Source organism: Bradyrhizobium sp. SSBR45G, assembly GCF_030159255.1.
Taxonomy (GTDB): domain Bacteria; phylum Pseudomonadota; class Alphaproteobacteria; order Rhizobiales; family Xanthobacteraceae; genus Bradyrhizobium.
Map to the genome: position 1 here is coordinate 68,266 of NZ_BSCT01000017.1, position 18,408 is coordinate 86,673.

An 18,408-nucleotide genomic window follows, 5' to 3' on the forward strand; every position below is an offset into this window, starting at 1 on the left:
AATGCGGCGACGCTACAGCTGCCGTTCGACCGCGCCCGCACGGCTCAGGCCGCAACGTCCGGTGATGGCGTCCGTCTTTCACTAGGAGAGTCTCTCTCCGATCGCGTGCGCGCCTTGGCACGTCGGCACGAGACGACGCTGTTCGTCGTTCTGCTCGCCGCGCTGAAGCTCGTTCTGTACCGCTACAGTGGACAGACCGATATCAGCATCGGCGTTCCCTTTGCCAATCGCGATCGCGCGGAAGCGCGCCGGCTGATCGGTCTTCTGGTCAACACGCAGGTGCTGCGTTCGCAGATCGACAGCCTGGGCACGATCGCCGACTTCATCGCATCGGTGCGCCAGACCACGCTGGAAGCCCAGGACAACCAGGACCTTCCATTCGAACGGTTGCTGGAGGTGCTGCAGCCGCAGCGAAGCCTCAGTCAAAATCCGCTGTTTCAGGTGCTCTACAATCATCAGCGCCGTCGCGATATGACGAACGCGACCGCAGCGGCCGATCTGCAGGTCGAAACGATCGGGCCTGACAGCGACACGATCAAGCTCGATCTTGCGATCGACACCGAGGAGACCCCGTCGGGGGACGTCTCGGCGCTGTTTTCATTTGCGACAGCGCTGTTCGACCGGACGACGATCGAGCGGCTTGCGGCGCATTGGTGCGCGATCCTGGAGGCCATGGTCGCCGATCCGGCGCGCTCGATCGCAACGCTCGATCTGCTCTCGGCGCAGCAACGTGAAGAGGTCGTCCGGTGGAATGCATGCGTCCGCACCGATACGCCGTTCCGTCCGGTGCAGCGGAGGTTTGCGCAGCACGTGCAGGACGCGCCTGACGCTCCGGCGCTCGTGTTTCGCGGCGAGACGCTGAGCTATCGACAGCTCGATGGCCGCGCCAATGCAATCGCTCGGCGTCTCCAGGCGAATGGCGTCCGTCCTGGCGAACTCGTCGCCGTCGCGATGCCGCGCTCGCCGGATCTCGTGGCCGCCTTCCTTGCGGTGCTGAAGATCGGCGCGGCCTATCTGCCGCTCGACTCCGACCATCCGCCGGCGCGGCTGTCGGCGATCATCCGCGATGCGGGCGCGCGGTGCGTGCTGATCGACGCCGGCCTGACGCAATGGTCATCGATGACTGACGTCAGCATCATCGATGTAGGCCTGATATCGGCGGGCGGGGAGACCGATCCTGCGGTCGAGGTCCATCCGCAGAGCCTCGCTTATGTCATCTATACATCCGGTTCGACGGGTGTACCGAAGGGCGTCGCCGTCGCCCACGGCCCCTTTGCGATGCATTGCCAGGCCACGGCCGAACTATACGAGATGGATCGCCAGTCGCGCGAACTCCATTTCCTCTCGTTCACCTTCGATGGCGCGCATGAGCGGTTGTGGACGGCGCTGAGTTGCGGCGCGGCGCTGGTGCTGCGCGACGCCGATCTCTGGTCGGCCGAGCAGACGCTCGATGTGATGGGCGCGCAGCAGGTGACGAATGCCGGCTTTCCGCCCGCCTACCTGCAGCAACTCGCCGACTTCGCGGCATGGCGCGGCAATCCGCCGCCGGTCTCGCTGTACTCGTTCGGTGGCGAGGCGATGCCGAAGGCGGGCTTCGACAAGGTCAGGCGCGCGCTGCGCCCGAGAAAGCTGATCAACGGCTACGGGCCCACGGAAACCGTGGTCACGCCGCTGGTCTGGAAGGTCGATGCCGATACGGAGATCGACTGCGCCTATGCGCCGATCGGCCGGCCGGTCGGTCAGCGTTCGGCATACATTCTCGACGGCGATCTCAACATCGTGCCGGTCGGGGTGACCGGCGAGCTGCATATCGGCGGCGAGGGGCTGGCGACCGGCTATTGGAATCGACCGGGGCTCACGGCGGAACGCTTCATCCCTGATCCCGAAGGCGCGCCCGGCGCACGCCTGTATCGGACGGGTGATCTGGCGCGCTGGCGCTCCGACGGCGTGATCGACTATGTCGGACGCGCGGACCATCAGCTCAAGATCCGCGGCTTCCGCGTCGAGCCCGGAGAGATTGAATCACGGCTGAGACAGCAGGACGGTGTCCAGTCGGCCGTGGTGGTCGCGCGCGAGCTTGCCGGACGGCAGCAACTGATCGGCTATGTCTGCGGCGACAGCGCGCTTGACGAAACAAGGTTGCGAACGGCACTGCTGGAGGAACTGCCGGACTACATGGTCCCGGCTCGGATCGTGTCGTTGCTGCGCATGCCGCTGACGGCCCATGGCAAGGTCGATCGTGATGCCTTGCCGCTTCCCGAGCAGCCTGCGGCTGCAACTGACCATGTCGCCCCGCAAACGGCGGCGGAGCTGACGCTCGCGGCGATCTGGGGCGAGCTGCTGGGTCATTCGCGCGTCGGACTGACCGACAATTTCTTCGAGCTCGGCGGCGACTCCATCATCTCTCTCCAGGTGGTCGGACGTGCGCGCCAGCACGGGCTCATGATCGAGCCGCGCGATCTGTTCCGGCACCAGACCCTTCAGGAGCTGGCGCGGATCGCACGCAGCCAGGAGGCTGCAACTGAGCAGGCTGCGGCCGACACCGGTCCGCTGCCGCTGTTGCCGATTCAGCGCCGCTTCTTTGCCGAGGACGTAGGCGAGCGGCATCATTGGAACCAGGCCGTGCTGCTCAGGCCTGGGGCGCAGCTGGATTGGCAGGCGCTGGACCGGGCGATCGCCGCGATCGTCTCGCATCATGACGCCTTGCGGATACGCTTTGCGGAGGTCGATGGTGCATGGTGTGCCGAACAGGGAGAGGCGCCGCCATCTGCCGATCTGCTGTGGACGCGCGCGGTCGCCGATGCCGCGGAGATTCTCTCGGTTGCGACGGCGGCGCAGGCAAGCTTGTCCTTGCAGGGGCCGTTGCTGCGTGTCGTCGGCATGGACGTGGCGGACGGCAGTCAGCGACTTCTGATCATCGTGCATCACCTCGTCGTCGACGGCGTGTCCTGGCGCATTCTGCTGGAGGATATCGCCTCGGCATATGAGCAGGCCGTGCAGGGCGCTCCGGCGATCGTGCTGCCGCCGAAGAGCCAGTCTGTGGCATCCTGGGGCAGGCGTCTCGAAGCCTATGCGGTGTCCGCGGAACTCGCCGGCGAGCTGGACTATTGGCGGACACGGACCGCTGCCGCCGATCTGCCATGCGACGAGGACCATGGCGATATCGATCGGGTCGCCGATGGCGAGGACGTCGTCGTGGCCTTCGACGCGGATCTGACGACGAAGCTGCTGAAGCAGGCGCCGGCCGCCTATCGCACGCAAGTCAATGACCTTCTGCTCGCAGCCGTGGCTCGCGCAGTCGGACGCTGGAGCGGTCGGGACGAGGTGCTCGTCGAGCTCGAGGGGCATGGTCGCGAAGCCATCTTCGACGATGTCGACCTGTCGCGGACGGTGGGCTGGTTTACGACCGCATTCCCCGTCCGGCTGTCCCATTGCGCCAGCGACGATGCGACGTTGATCAAGTCGACCAAGGAGGAACTGCGCGCCATTCCATCCCGCGGGCTCGGCTACGGCTTGCTGCGGCATTGCGGCAGCCCCGAGCAGCGCGAGGCGCTGGCTGGCGCGACGGAGCCGCGCATCGTCTTCAACTATCTCGGCCAGTTCGGCGCGAGCCTCGGTGCGGACAGTGCGTTCACCGTGGCGCCGGAAGGTGCCGGTCCGTCCCGCAGCGCTAGCGCGCCGCTCGGCCGCTGGCTCAGCATCAACGGTCAGGTGCTCGACCGTGAGCTGCGGCTGACGTTCAGCTTTGGCCGCAAGCGCTATCGCCGCGCCACCATCGAGCGGCTCGCGGCGTGTTATTCGGATGCCTTGCGAGAGCTCGTCGCACACTGCACCAGCGGTGTTCAGGGTCTCACGCCATCGGACGTTCCGCTGTCCGGGCTGACCCAGTCCGAACTCGATTTGCTGGGAGCGTCGTGGGACTGGCGCGGGATCGAGGATATCTATCCGCTGTCGCCGATGCAGCAGGGCATGCTGTTCCATGCGCTGCGCGATGCCGACAGCGGCAACTATATCAGCCAGATCGCGGTGGACATCAGTGGTGTCGATGCGCCGGCGCTGCGCGCGGCCTGGCAGGCGGTGACCGCGCGACACGCCGTGTTGCGCACCGCCTTGGCTTGGCGCGAGTTGTCGGGCGCGCCGCAGCAGGTGGTGCATCGCCATGTCACCATTCCGTTCGTCGTCGAGGATTGGCGCGAGCGGCTCGCGCCGATGGACGCAGATGCGCGCGCTGCTGTTCTCGCCAAGGCCGCAACGGCCGAGCGCGAGGCCGGCTTCGATCTGGCGCGACCACCCCTGCAGCGGGTCCGTCTCATCGATGTCGGCGGTGGCCTTCACCGTCTGATCTGGACCCATCACCACATCCTGCTCGATGGCTGGAGCGCGGCGCGGCTGATTGCCGAGATCATGCAGCATGTCCGTGGTGGCGTGCTGCCGGCTGCCCCCGGCAGCTATCGCGACTACGTCGATTGGCTGGCGCGCCAGGATCGGGACGTGGCAGGCGCGTTCTGGGCGCGGCTGCTCGCTCGGCTCGACGAACCCTGCCTGCTGGCGGATGCGCTGGGCGGACCCGCCGAGCCTGGGCCCGGCCATGCCTCCGTCGACCTCGTCATCGATGCCGCAGCGACCGAGCGGCTGCAGGCGCTGGCCCGGCGCGAGCGGGTGACGTTGAACACGGTGCTGCAGGGCGCGTGGTCGCAGCTGCTGCGGCGATTGACCGGCCAGCAGGCTGTCTGCTTTGGCGCGACGATGTCGGGCCGGCCGCCGGAGATCGCGGCTGTGGAGCAGATCGTCGGCCTGTTCATCAACACCGTGCCGGTGCTGGATGATGCCGGCCCGCAGGCGATCGTCGGCGATTGGCTGCGCAGCCTGCAGGATCGCAATGTCGATCTGCGCGATCACGGCTGGATGCCGCTCTCCGACATTCAGCGCCTTGCCGGCCACGCCGGCCGTCCGCTGTTCGACACCATCTTCGTGTTCGAGAACTATCCGGTCGATGACGTCCTGCGCGATCAGCCGGGCGACGGCCCGCGCGCCAGCCAGGCCGCGCAGATCTCGATCACCAACTATCCGTTGACGATTGCCGTGTTCGTCACGGAGACCGGCATCAGGCTTGGCTTTCGCTATGATCGCAGCCGGTTCGATCACGATCAGATCGCGCAGATGCAGGCGGGCTTTGCGCGTCTCTTGGCGCGCATGGCCGAGGCGAGCGCCCGGCCGCTCGCCGAGCTGCACGGGCTGGACGACGCGATGGCCCGGCGGGTCCTCGCGTGGAGCGGGGGCGCGGGCGCAGACACCGCAACTGGCGCCTTTGTTGATGTTGCAGCCCAGATCGAGCGGCAGGCCGCAAGCACGCCGTCCGCGATCGCCTTGATCTGCGAGGGCGAGCGGATCAGCTATGCGGAGCTGAATGCGCGCGCGAACCGGCTCGCGCGGCGGATTCGCGCGCATGGAGATGTTCTGGACGCGCCGGTCGGGCTCGCGTTCGAGCGCAGCGTCGAGATGATCGTCGCCGTGCTTGCTGTGCTCAAGGCGGGAGGTGGCTGGCTGCCGCTCGATCCGGACTATCCCGGCAAGCGTCTCCTCGCGATGCTGCGCGACAGCGGCGCGCGACTGGTCCTGACGCAGGCGCAACTGCGCGATAGTCTCGCGACAATCTGCATGGAAGCGGGCGCCGGCTTGATCGGAATCGATAGGGCCGACGGCAGCCCATTGCTGCGGGATGAGCGCGACAACGCCGACCTCGGTCTGTCCTCGCATCCCGAGGGCCTTGCCTATGTGATCTACACCTCGGGCTCCACCGGCACGCCCAAGGGCGTTGCGTGCACGCGCGGTGCGCTGGCGGCGCGGCTGGGGTGGATGCAGGCCGAATATCGGCTCGCGCCGAATGAGACGCTGCTGCAGAAGACACCGTTCAGCTTCGACGTCTCCGTCTGGGAAATGCTGTGGCCTCTCACGGTCGGCGCGCGGCTTGCGATCGCGCCGCCCGGCGCGCATCGCGAGCCCAGGCGGCTGATCGAGGCGGTCAGGACCCACGCGGTGACGACCTTGCATTTCGTGCCGCAAATGCTCGCGCAGTTCATCGCCGAGCCGGAGGCCGCGCGATGCACGAGCCTGAAGCGCCTGTTCTCCGGCGGCGAGGCGCTGCCGGTCAAGCTGATGCAGCAGGTCTACGCGGCCTTCCCGACGATCCGCTTCGACAACCGCTACGGGCCGACCGAGACGCTGATCAATGCGAGCTTCTGGAATTGCCGGGATACGAGCGGGGCGCGGGTGCCGATCGGCACGCCGATTCCGGGCACGGTGCTGCGCATCCTCGACGCCGATTTGAATCTGGTGGGCCAGGGCACGACGGGCGAGCTGTATATCGGCGGCGACGGGCTCGCCCGCGGCTATCTCGGGCGTGCCGGGCTGACGGCGGAGCGCTTCATCGCCGACCCGTACGGCGGACCAGGCGCGCGGCTCTATCGCAGTGGCGATCTGGCGCGCTGGCGCAGCGACGGCGCCGTCGACTATGTCGGGCGCGCCGATCACCAGGTGAAGATCCGCGGCTTCCGCATCGAGCTGGGGGAGATCGAGGCGCGACTGCTGCGGCAGCCGCAGGTCGGTGCTGCCGTCGTGATCGCGCGCGCCGTCGGCGCCGGCCGGCAGCTCGTCGGCTATGTCAGCGGCGACCTCGGACTCGATGGCGTGGCGCTGCGCGCGGCGCTGTCGGCCGAGCTGCCGGACTACATGGTGCCGTCGCGCATCGTCGTGCTCGACCGCCTGCCGCTGATGGTGAACGGCAAGGTCGACCGCAGCGCCTTGCCTGCGCCGGAGCTGGCCGATACGGCCTCGCGGGTCGCGCCGCGAACGCCGAACGAGCGTACGCTCGGGGCGATCTGGGCGGACCTGCTGCGTCAGCCCGACGTCGGGATCACCGACAACTTCTTCGAGCTCGGCGGTGATTCCATCATCTCGCTGCAGCTGGTCAGCCGCGCGCGCCGCGCCGGTCTCGTGATCGAGCCGCGCGATGTCTTCACGTACCAGACACTGGAATCACTTGCGCGCCATGCACGCTTGGACGAGCGGCCCGCGGCACAAGCGGAGCAGGGCCTCGTCGCCGGATCGCACCTGCTGCTGCCGATTCAGCTCAGGTTCTTCGCGCAGGAGCTGCAGGCCCCGGACCATTGGAACCAGGCCCTGCTGTTGCGGCCGCGTCAGCGGCTCGACTGGGAGATGGCGCGCCGCGCGGTTACCGCTGTGGTGGATCACCACGATGCGCTGCGGCTGCGCTTTGCGCGCACCGTTGGCGCCTGGTCCGCCGAGCACGCGCCGGCTCCCGACGTCTCCGAGCTGTTTCGAACCACGGAGCTCGCCGATGCCGCGGCCGTGACGGCGTACGCCGGTGAGGTTCAGGCGAGCCTGTCGCTGACGCATGGTCCGCTGCTCCGCGTGGTCGGCATGAATCTGCCGGACGGCGAGCAGCGGCTGCTGATCGTGATCCATCACCTCGTGGTCGATGGCGTGTCGTGGCGCGTGCTGCTCGAGGACATCGCAGCCGCTTATGGCCAGCTCGCCGGCGGGAGCGCAGCGGTGACGCTGCCGCCGAAGACCAGCGCCTATGCGCAATGGGGGGCGGCGCTGCATGCCTACGCGTCGTCGGCGGAGCTTGCGGCGGAGCTGGATCATTGGAGCAGCCTTCGGGGGGCGTCCGACCAGCCCGGGGATGAGGACCACTGCGCTGACACAATCGCCGATGCGGACGAGGTGCAGCTCGCGATCGATCCGGAGGTGACGTCTCGGCTGTTGGGACCGGCGCATGGGGCCTATCGAACCCAGGTCAATGATCTCCTGCTCGCGGCCCTGGCACGCGCGCTCTGGCAGTGGTCGCACCTAGAGCATGTCGTCATCGAGCTCGAAGGCCACGGCCGCGAGGACATCGGCGCCGAGCTTGACCTGTCGCGCACCGTCGGCTGGTTCACGTCGGCGTTTCCGGTCCGGCTCGCCGCCGGATCACAGCAGGCGGCCACGCTGATCAAGGCGACCAAGGAGATGTTGCGGTCGATTCCGCATCGCGGCCTCGGCTACGGCATCCTGCGCCATCTCGGCTCCGATGCGCAGCGCGCCGTGCTCGCAGAAACAGACGAGCCGCGCATCGGCTTCAACTATCTCGGCCAGGTCGACGATCCCGCCGGCGAGGATGCGCTGTTTGCCATCGCTCTCGAGAGCGCCGGCGCGTCACGCGCCGCCTCGAGCCCGTTGCGTCATCGCCTGGCCATCAATGCCTTGGTGCAGGGCGGGCGTCTGCAGCTGTCGTTCGGCTTCAGCCGGAAGCGCGATCGCGTAACCACGGTAGAACGTCTGGCAGCGTGCTTCGAAGCGGCGCTGAGCGAGCTGGTCGCCCACTGCATTGGTGATACTCACGGGCTGACGCCGTCCGATGTACCGCTCTCGAAGCTGACGCAAGCCGAGCTCGATGCGCTCGGGCTGGATTGGCGCGAGGTCGAGGACATCTATCCGCTGTCGCCGATGCAGCAGGGCATGCTGTTCCATGCGCTGCATGACGACGGCACCGGGGTCTATGTCAACCAGCTCACGGCCGAGATCCGTGGCCTCGATCCGGACCGGTTGCGGGCGGCCTGGCAGGCCGTCAGCGATCGCCATGCGGTGTTGCGCACCGGCTTTCTCTGGCGCGAAGTGTCGGGAGCGCCGCAGCAGGTCGTCTACCGCCGCACGGAGATACGTTTCGCCGAAGAGGATTGGCGCGCCCATGTCGCAGCGCTCGCGCCCGCAGCGCTCGACGATGCGTTGGACGCGGTCGCCCAGCGCGATCGCGCGGCGGGTTTCGATCTGGCCCGTCCGCCGCTGCAGCGGCTCACGCTGGTCAGGCTCGATGATCAGCGTCATTGGCTGGTCTGGACGCATCATCACATCCTGATGGATGGCTGGAGCTCGGCCCGCTTCATGGCCGAGGTGATGCAGCTGATGGACCACGGCTCACTGCCGGCACAGAACCTGCACTATCGCGACTACATCGCCTGGCTCGCGGCCCGGGACCGCGATGCTGCCGCCGAGTTCTGGCGCACAGCCCTCGCTGAGCTCGACGAGCCGAGCCTGCTCGCGCCTGCCGGCGGGACGGGAGCCATGGATCACGGCTCCCTCGTGACGGCTGTGGAGAGCGACCTCAGCGACAGGCTGCAACTATTCGCCACGCGCGAGCGGGTTACGCTGAACACGGTCGTTCAGGCCGCTTGGGCGCAATTGCTGCGCCGCTACACCGGACAGAACACGGTCTGCTTCGGCGTGACCGTCTCGGACCGCCCCGCCGATCTCGTCGGGGCGGAAGAGATGGTTGGCCTGTTCATCAATACATTGCCGATCGTCGACCGCGAAGATCCGCAGCGCAGTGTCGGCGCATGGCTGCGCGACCTGCAGGATCGCAATCTCGCTCTGCGCGAACATGGCTGGATGCCGCTCGCGGAGATCCAGCGCCTCGCCGGGCGCGCCGGCCATCCGCTGTTCGACAGCATCCTGGTGTTCGAGAACTATCCGGTTGACCAGGCCTTGAAGACCACGCACGGGCAGCTCCGCGCAAGCCGGACGAAGATCCTGGAGACCAGCAACTATCCGCTGTTCGTCAGCGTAGGGCTCGACGGCCAGCTGCGGCTGGTGTTCAACTATCAGCAACGCCATTTCGCCGAGGGGCAGATCCGGCGGCTTCAGGCCGCTTTCGTGCAGCTGCTCGAGGCGATCAGCCGCAATGCCCAGCGTTCGGTCGGCGGCATCGCGACTGAAAATGCCGACGACCTCGCGATGCTGGCGCGCGTCAACGAGACATCAAGCCCGGTAGCGAGCGACAGCATCTCGGCTCAGTTCGAGGCCCAGGCCGCGCATCAGCCGGATGCGGTCGCAGTGGTGCATGGCGACGACGTCGTCAGCTACGGCGTCCTGAACGCACGGGCGAACCGTCTGGCGCGGCAGCTCAGGGCACGAGGCATCGGGCCTGATGTGGTCGTCGGGATCGCGTTGGAGCGCGGGATCACGATGATGGTGGCGCTGCTCGCGGTGCTCAAGGCGGGCGGGGCCTATCTGCCGCTCGATCCGGATTATCCGGCCGAGCGTCTGTCGCACATGCTGAACGACAGCGGCGCGAAGCTGCTGCTGACGCAGGTGTCGCTGCAGACGGAGCTCGCCCCGGCGCTGGCGCACAGCGGCGCCGAGCCCTGGCTGCTCGACGAGGCAGCGGGAGCAGGGGACGGCGACGCCTCCGATCTCGACGTTGCCGTGCACGCCGAGAACCTCGCTTACGTGATCTACACCTCGGGCTCGACCGGGCTGCCCAAGGGCGTGATGGTGCGCCATGGCGCGGTGACGAACTTCCTGGCGACGATGGCCGGGCAGCCGGGCATCGTCCGCGAGGATCGCGTGCTTGGATTGACGTCGCTGTCGTTCGACATCGCGGTGCTGGAGCTGTGGCTGCCGCTGACGCAGGGCGCGCAGGTGGTGCTGGCCGATCGCGCCGCGGCGCATGATCCGGCGGTGCTGAAGGCCATCGTGATGCGGCACCGCGTGACCATGATCCAGGCGACGCCGTCGAGCTGGCGCATGCTGCTCGATCATGAGGACAGCGCGAACTGGTGGCCGGCAGGCTGCCGCGTGCTGAGCGGCGGCGAAGCACTGCCGCCGGACCTGGCGCGCCGGCTGACGGCGCTGAGCCGCGAGGTGTGGAATCTCTACGGGCCGACCGAGACCACGGTGTGGTCGGCGCGTCATCGAATCAATCCGGACGATCCGATCCCGATGGTCGGACGACCGATCGGCAACACGACGCTGCATGTGCTCGATGCCGATCTCAACCTTGCGCCGGTCGGCGTGATCGGTGAGCTGTTCATCGGCGGCGAAGGGCTTGCGCGCGGCTATTGGCGTCGTGCCGGCCTCAGCGCGGAGCGTTTCATTCCCGATCCATTTGGGACGGCCGGCGCGCGGCTGTACCGGACCGGCGATCTCGCGCGCTGGCGCGAGGATGGCGTGCTCGAGCATGTCGGCCGCGCCGACCACCAGGTGAAAATCCGCGGCCACCGCATCGAGCTCGGCGAGATCGAGGCGCGGCTGCGGGCCGAGGCGGGCGTGCGCGACAGCGTCGTGGTGGCGCAGGAGCTCGGTGGCAGCCGGCAACTGGTCGGCTATGTCAGCGGCGATGCGGCGCTCGATGGTGGGGCGCTGCGCGCGGCGCTGACCACGGTGCTGCCGGACTACATGGTGCCGTCGCGGGTGATGGTGCTGCCGCGCCTGCCGCTGACGCCGAACGGCAAGATCGACCGCAAGGCGCTGCCGTTGCCGGACGCCCGTCCAGCGGATGCGCAGCGGGTCGCGCCGCGCAATCCGACCGAGGCCGCGCTGGCCGCGATCTGGGCCGAACTGCTGCAGCATGACGAGGTCGGCGTCACCGACAATTTCTTCGAGCTCGGGGGCGATTCCATCATCTCGTTGCAGGTGGTCAGCCGCGCGCGCCGTGCGGGCCTGGCGTTGGAGCCCAGAGACGTGTTCCGGCACCAGACGATCGAGCTGCTCGCGCCGCTCTGCCGTGCTGCGCAGCAAGAGCAACCGAAGATCGCAGGACGGCGCGGTGAGCTGTCCGGCATGACCGATGACGAGCTCGCGCGGCTCAATCTCGACTGGGACCGCATCGAGGACATCTATCCGCTGTCGCCGATGCAGCAGGGCATGCTGTTCCACAGCCTGCGCGATGCCGGGAGCGGTGTCTACGTCAACCAGATTAGCGTCGAGATCCGCGGACTCGACGTCGGGCGCCTGCGCGGCGCCTGGCAGGACGTCTCTGCGCGTCACCCGATGCTGCGGACGGGCTTCCTCTGGCGTGAGCTGTCGGGCTCACCGCTGCAGGCGGTCTATCGTCAGGTGCCTGTCCCGTTCGACATCGAGGATCGGCGCGGGCAGCCGGTCGACGAGGCCGCGCTGTCGGCGGAACTCGCCAGCGAACGCGACGCCGAGTTCGATCTCTCACGGCCGCCCTTGCAGCGTGTCCGCTTGTTGCGCGTCGCCGACGATTGCCATCGTTTGATCTGGACCTATCATCACATCCTGATGGATGGCTGGAGCTCGGCGCGCTTCATCGGCGAGATCATGCAGCTCTATTCGGGGCGCACGCTGACGTCGCCAGCGGCGCATGTTCGCGATTATGTCGGTTGGCTCGTGGCCCAGGACGCCAAGGCGGCCGAGCGGTTCTGGCGCGGACAGCTGGCTGCCTTCGATCAGCCGACGCAACTGGCCGACGCCTTCGGCGCGCGCCGCCACGAGGCGACGGGCCATCAGCGTTGCTACACGCGGCTCGACGAGGACGCGACGACGAAATTGAAGGCGTTCGCCCGCCGCGAGCGCATTACCCTGAATACGCTGATCCAGGGCGTCTGGGCGCTGCTCCTGCAACGCTTCACCGGCCAGCAGGCCGTCACCTTCGGCGTCACGGTGGCCGGCCGTCCCGCCGGCCTCGACGGCGCCGATCAGATGATCGGCCTGTTCATCAACACGCTGCCGATGATCGCAACCCTTTCGCACGCCGCCACGATTGGCGACTGGCTGCGAGCGATCCAGAGCCGCAATGCTGCGATCCGCAATCATGAGCAGACGCCGCTCTACGATATCCAGAGCTGGGCCGGGCGCGCCGGCGAGACGATGTTCGACAGCATCATCGTGTTCGAGAACTACCCGGTCGACCGCGGCCTGCTGCAAGGCGATGGCTCGCTCAAGTTCGGCGGTCTGCGCAATGTCGACGTGACCAACTATCCGATGGACCTGTCGGTTCTGGTCGAGGAGACGCTCCAGGTCGAATTCACCTATATGCCGAGCCATTTCACGTCCGTCGAAGCCTTGCAGATCAGGGCCCAGTTCGAACATTTGCTGACGGCGCTGACCCGGGATTCCACGGTGCTGCTTGGGGCGCTCGATGCGGCCACGACCGACGACACGGCGCGGGCGCAAGTCTGCAACGCCCATGCCGTGCCTGCCGCGTCGCGTCCATTGGTCCACGAGGCGATCAGTGCACAGGCGGCGGCCGATCCGGAGCGGATCGCGCTGACGATTGGCGGCAGCAGCCTGTCCTATGGCGGGCTCGATCGTCGCGCCAACCGTCTCGCGCATCACCTGATCGGACTCGGGCTGAGGCCGGACCAGCGCGTCGGCGTCGTGGTCGAGCGCACCGAGGCGACCGTCGTGGCTCTGCTGGCGGTGCTGAAGGCAGGCGGAGCCTATGTACCGCTTGATCCCGAGCTCCCGCCGGAGCGGATCGCCTATGTGATGCGCGACAGCGGCGCCGCCTTCCTGTTGTCGGGCGCAATAGACGTTTCGGCGCCTGATGGCGTGATCCGGATCGATCTTGGCGAATTCGATGTCGCGACGGGGCAGGATCATCCGCCGCGGCCACCGCTGCATGCCGAGAATCTCGCTTATGTGATCTACACGTCGGGCTCGACCGGACAGCCGAAGGGCGTTGCGGTCGCGCATGGACCGCTCGCCATGCATTGCCGCGCCACCGCCTCGCTCTACGAGATCGATGCGCAATCCTGCGAGCTGCACTTTCTGTCGCTCGCCTTCGACGGCGCGCATGAGCGCTGGCTCACGGTGCTCTCGCATGGGGCGCGGCTCGTCATGCGCGATGCGGAGCTGTGGACGCCGGAGCAGACCGTCGCGATGCTACATGCGCAGCGCGTCACGCATATCGGTCTGCCGCCGGCCTATCTGCAGCAGGTTGCGGAATGGGTGGAGCAGACCGGCCATCCGCCGCCGGTGAAGCTCTATTCGTTCGGTGGCGAGGCCATGCCGAAGGCCGGCTTCGACAAGGTGAAGCGGATGCTGCAGCCGCAGCTCCTGATCAACGGATACGGTCCGACCGAGACGGTGGTAACGCCGCTGGTCTGGAAGGTCGACGGCGACGCATCGTGCGACAAGGCCTATGCGCCGATCGGCGTGCCCGTCGGCAGCCGCTCGGCCTACATCCTCGATGGTCAGCTCAACATCGTTCCAGCCGGAGCGGTGGGAGAACTCTATATCGGTGGCGTTGGCCATGCGCGTGGCTATCACGCCAAGCCCGGTCTGACGGCCGAGCGCTTCGTGCCCGATCCGTTTGCGTCTGATGCAGGCGCGCGGCTGTACCGCACCGGTGACCTCGCCCGCTGGGACGCCGACGGCACGATCGAGTATCTCGGGCGCAGCGACGATCAGGTCAAGGTGAGCGGCTTCCGGATCGAGCTCGGCGAGATCCAGTCGGCGCTCCTGCTGGAGCCGAGCGTCGCCCAGGCCGCCGTGCTTGCCGTCCCCGGCGCCGGAGGCAACCAGCTCGTCGCCTATGTCGAGCCTAGCGATGCGCGCAGTTCGGCTGGCGCTGCGGCAGAGCAATTGTCCGCGCATCTCGTCGCATCTCTGCGTCGAACGCTGCCGGCCTACATGGTGCCCGCGCGGATCATCGTGCTCGAGCGCCTGCCCACGCTGTCGAGCGGCAAGATCGATCGCAAGGCGCTGCCGGCGCCTGATCAGGCGGTTGCGCGCACGTTCATCGCACCCGAAAGCCCGGCCGAGATCGCCATGGCCCGGCTCTGGTCGGACATCCTCGGCATTGCCGAGGTCGGTGTCACCGACAACTTCTTCGAGCTCGGCGGCAATTCGATCCTGAGCCTGAAGGTGATCGCCCGTCTCCGCCGCGAGCCGATCCTGGACGGCGAGATCAAGCTGCGCGACCTGCTGCAGAAGCCGACGATTCGCGCCTTGCTCGGCACGCCGTCTCGGTCCGAACGACCGTCCGCCTTGCTGCCGCTGAATGCGCCGGTGCCGGGCGCGCCGCCGCTGTTCTGCCTGCATGGCGGCTTCGGCACCGTGTTCGACTATGCGCCGTTGGCTCGGCGCATGGAGGGACGGCGTCAGCTGATCGGCCTGCAATGCCGCAGCCTGATCGCGCCGTCCTTTGCCGATGAATCGCTGGCCGCCATGGCTGCTGACTATGCCGACGAGATCGTCCGCGCTCAGGGCAGGGGTCCCTATCACCTGATCGGCTGGTCATTGGGCGGGTTACTGGCATGTCTGGTGGCGGCCGAGCTGGAGCGCCGTGGCGAAGCTGTCGAGCAGCTGGCGCTGATCGACAGCTTCGTGCCGGATACTGATCGCACCGAGCAGCGCATCACCGAGCGGCACTGGACGGACGATTTGCGCAGCCTGCTGCGCGTCGCCGTACCTGGTGTCGAGCTCGCCGCCATGCGATCGCAGGCCGCAGCCGACGAGAGCTTTTCGGATGCGGCGGTCAGGCGCCTGATCGCGGCGGTCATCGCGACGGTGCCAGCCGCATCGCGCGAACACCTGCTCGACGTCGACGACCTCGCTGGCGCGTTCAGGACAGGCCGACACCTCAAGCGGCTCGCTGAGGATGCCGATTGGCCCACAGCTCTCGTTGCCGAATCCGCCTGCTGGTGGACCTCCGGGCGGCTCGCGCAGCGTGATCGGCTGGAGGCACGGCTGACGGGGGCGGTGGATCTCGGCGTGATCGGCTGCGACCACTTCTCGATCCTGAGCAACGAGACGTTCCTCGCGGCGATCTGCCCATGGCTGGCGCCGCGCGATGCAGCGCAGACGATGCAGGCGCAACAATCCGAACCGGCAGAGTGAGGTCAACGTGAGCCTTCATCCCGACATCGCGGCATTGCTCGACATGATCGAGCTGGGAACGGAGTCCGGCGCCCGGATCCCGTTCCCGCAGCTGACGCCCGCGCAGGCACGTGCCGATTTCGACGCCTCTTCACCGCTGCTGGACGTTGATCCGCCGCCGCTCGCCTTCGAGCAGCAGCTGGCGTTGCCGATGCGTGACGGCGCCGAGATCGCGGCCCGTCTCTATGCAGCACGAAAGCCGGATTGTGCTGATCCGCTTCCGGTGCTGCTCTACATGCATGGCGGCGGCTTCGTCGTGGGCAGCCTCGACTCGCATCAGCCGCTGTGCCGCGGGCTTGCGTGCGACAGCGGCGCGGCCGTGCTGTCGATCGGCTACCGGCTCGCGCCGGAGCACCGGTTTCCGACGGCGTTCGAGGATTGCGTCGATGCGCTTGCCTGGATCGGCCGTGACGGGCCTGCCGCTGGACTGGATCCACGGCGCGTCGCCGTCGGCGGCGACAGTGCTGGCGGCACGTTGGCCGCGGCGCTCGCGATCGCGGCCCGTGACGACCGAGCCTTGCCTCAGCCGCTGCTCCAGGTGCTCGCCTATCCCGGCCTCAGCCCGCAGCAGGTCTCGGACTCGTATTCCAAGTTCGGCTCCGGCTATCTGCTCGAACGCGAGACGGTGGACTGGTTCTTCAACCACTATCTGCGCGACGCCGCCGATCGCCACGATTGGCGGTTCGCACCGCTGGCCGCGCCGGACCTCGCCGGCGTCGCGCCGGCCCTGATGTTGCTGCCCGAGTTCGACCCGCTCGTCGCCGAGGGGCGGGACTATGCCGAGCGGCTGCGGATCGCCGGTGTCGCAGTCGATCTCAGGATCTATCCAGGCATGATCCACGAGTTCCTCCGCATGGGCAATGTGGTGCCGGACGCGCTTCAGGCGCGCGCCGAGATCGGCGCCAAGCTCGCCGAAACCTTCGCGCAATTACATGGAGCGGGACGCTGATGATGACGTCGTCCAATCCCGGCATCATCCATGTCGGAGGCCTGCTGCGGCCGTACTGGAAGCTGGTTCTGACCGGCATCCTGCTCGGCCTCGTCGGCGGCGCCAGCGTCGCGAGCCTGCTCGCGGTGGTGAACAGGGGTCTCTACGCCGGCTCTGGCGATGTCAGCAGCCTGGTCGCGTCGTTCGCGGGCCTCTGCATCCTGATCGTGCTCGGCTCGGTCGGCTCGGACATCAGCGCCAACGTCGTCGGACAGCGGATCATCGCCTCGCTGCGCAAGTCGCTGGCGGCCAAGATCCTGATGGCGCCGATCGATCAGCTGGAATCCTACCGGGCTCACCGGCTCATCCCCGTGCTGACCAAGGACGTCGACGCGATCAGCGACTTCGCCTTCTTCTTCCCTGCGTTTCTCGTCTCCGGCGTGGTCGTCGCCGGCTGCCTGGTCTATCTCGCCGTGTTGTCGTGGCCGCTGTTTCTGGTCACGGCGGCGCTGATCGCGCTCGGATCGTTCGCGCATTTTCGGGCACGGCAGCGCGGGATGTCCGGGTTCAATCTGGCTCGCCAGTATGAGGACGATCTGCAGAAGCACTACCGGACGATCGCCGAAGGGGCGAAGGAGCTGCGCCTGCATCGGCCGCGCCGACAGCACGTGCATGTCGACCTGATCCAGCGCACCGTCGACCGGATCAGCGACGTGCAGATCAGTGCCATCAATCTCCTGGTCACCGCGCGTGCGCTCGGGACCGTGCTGTTGTTCCTGGTGATCGGAACCGCGCTGGTGCTGCGGCCGCTGCTGTGGCCGGACAGCCCGCCGTCGGTCTCCAGCGGCTTCGTCCTGGTGCTGCTGTTCATGCGCGGCCCGATCGACCAGCTGATCGGCATGCTGCCGTCGCTCGGCCGCGCCCAGGTCGCGATGCGCCGGATTGCCGAACTGTCGGACCGGTTCGCAACCGCGGAGCCGGATCTGCTCGACGATCTCGCCAACCACGACGCCGAACGGATCGAATCGATCGAGCTGCGCGGCGTCTCCTATGCGTTCCAGGCGGCAGCCGACGGCCCGTCCTTCATGCTGGGTCCGATCGATCTGCGCATCCGCCGTGGCGAGATCCTCTTCATCGTCGGCGACAATGGCAGCGGCAAGACGACGATGATCAAGCTGCTGCTGGGGCTCTACGTGCCCGATCGGGGCATGCTGCTGCGTGACGGCATTCCAGTCACCGGCGAGACGCGCGACGACTATCGGCAGCTCTTCACCACGGTGTTCTCGGACTACTATCTGTTCGACACGCTGCTGCAGCCCGACGGTCCGGCGCCCGAATTTGCGCAGCGCTACCTGGATCGTCTCGAGCTGGCTCACAAGGTCTCGGTGACGAACGGTGCATTCTCGACTACGGACCTGTCGACCGGCCAACGCAAGCGGCTCGCTCTGGTCAATGCCTGGATCGAAGGTCGTCCCGTGCTTGTGTTCGACGAATGGGCGGCCGACCAGGATCCGGCGTTCCGTCATATCTTCTACACCGAGCTGCTCGCCGATCTGAGGCGGCTCGGCAAGACGATCATCGTGATCTCGCATGACGACCGCTACTTTCATTGCGCCGACAGGATCGTAAGGCTCAGCAACGGACAGCTCGCGGAGCTTGAGGCGGCGCAGCAGCGCGAGCCTGCGCGGCCGAAGCCTTCACCGAAAACGTCGCTGCAGGATGAGGGCGCGGCGCATGCGACGTCGAGAGCATGAGCGGCGGCTTGGCGCGATGTCGGACTTACATCCCGGGCGCGG

General features: G+C 67.5%; 3 protein-coding genes (1 of these 3 only partly in view). All 3 read left to right on the forward strand.

Going from position 1 to position 18,408, the window contains the following annotated elements; translation table 11 throughout:
• Tightly spaced (at most 7 nt apart), the 3 genes in view from QQL87_RS19990 to QQL87_RS20000 form a layout consistent with a single transcriptional unit that may run on beyond the window.
• Positions 1–15,645, forward strand: the 3' portion of a protein-coding gene (locus tag QQL87_RS19990) for a non-ribosomal peptide synthase/polyketide synthase (RefSeq protein WP_284420437.1). 747 nt of this gene lie to the left of the window's left edge; the window shows 15,645 of its 16,392 coding nt (coding positions 748–16,392); the start codon falls outside the window, past its left edge; its stop codon occupies positions 15,643–15,645.
• A 7-nt stretch (positions 15,646–15,652) separates the two neighbouring features.
• On the forward strand, positions 15,653–16,633 hold the full coding sequence (locus QQL87_RS19995) for an alpha/beta hydrolase (RefSeq protein ID WP_284420436.1): 981 nt from the start codon (positions 15,653–15,655) through the stop codon (positions 16,631–16,633).
• Complete coding sequence (locus QQL87_RS20000) at positions 16,633–18,366, forward strand: cyclic peptide export ABC transporter (RefSeq protein ID WP_284420435.1); 1,734 nt, start codon at positions 16,633–16,635, stop codon at positions 18,364–18,366. The genes QQL87_RS19995 and QQL87_RS20000 overlap by 1 nt, the downstream gene beginning before the upstream one ends.
• Positions 18,367–18,408 lie beyond the last annotated feature (42 nt).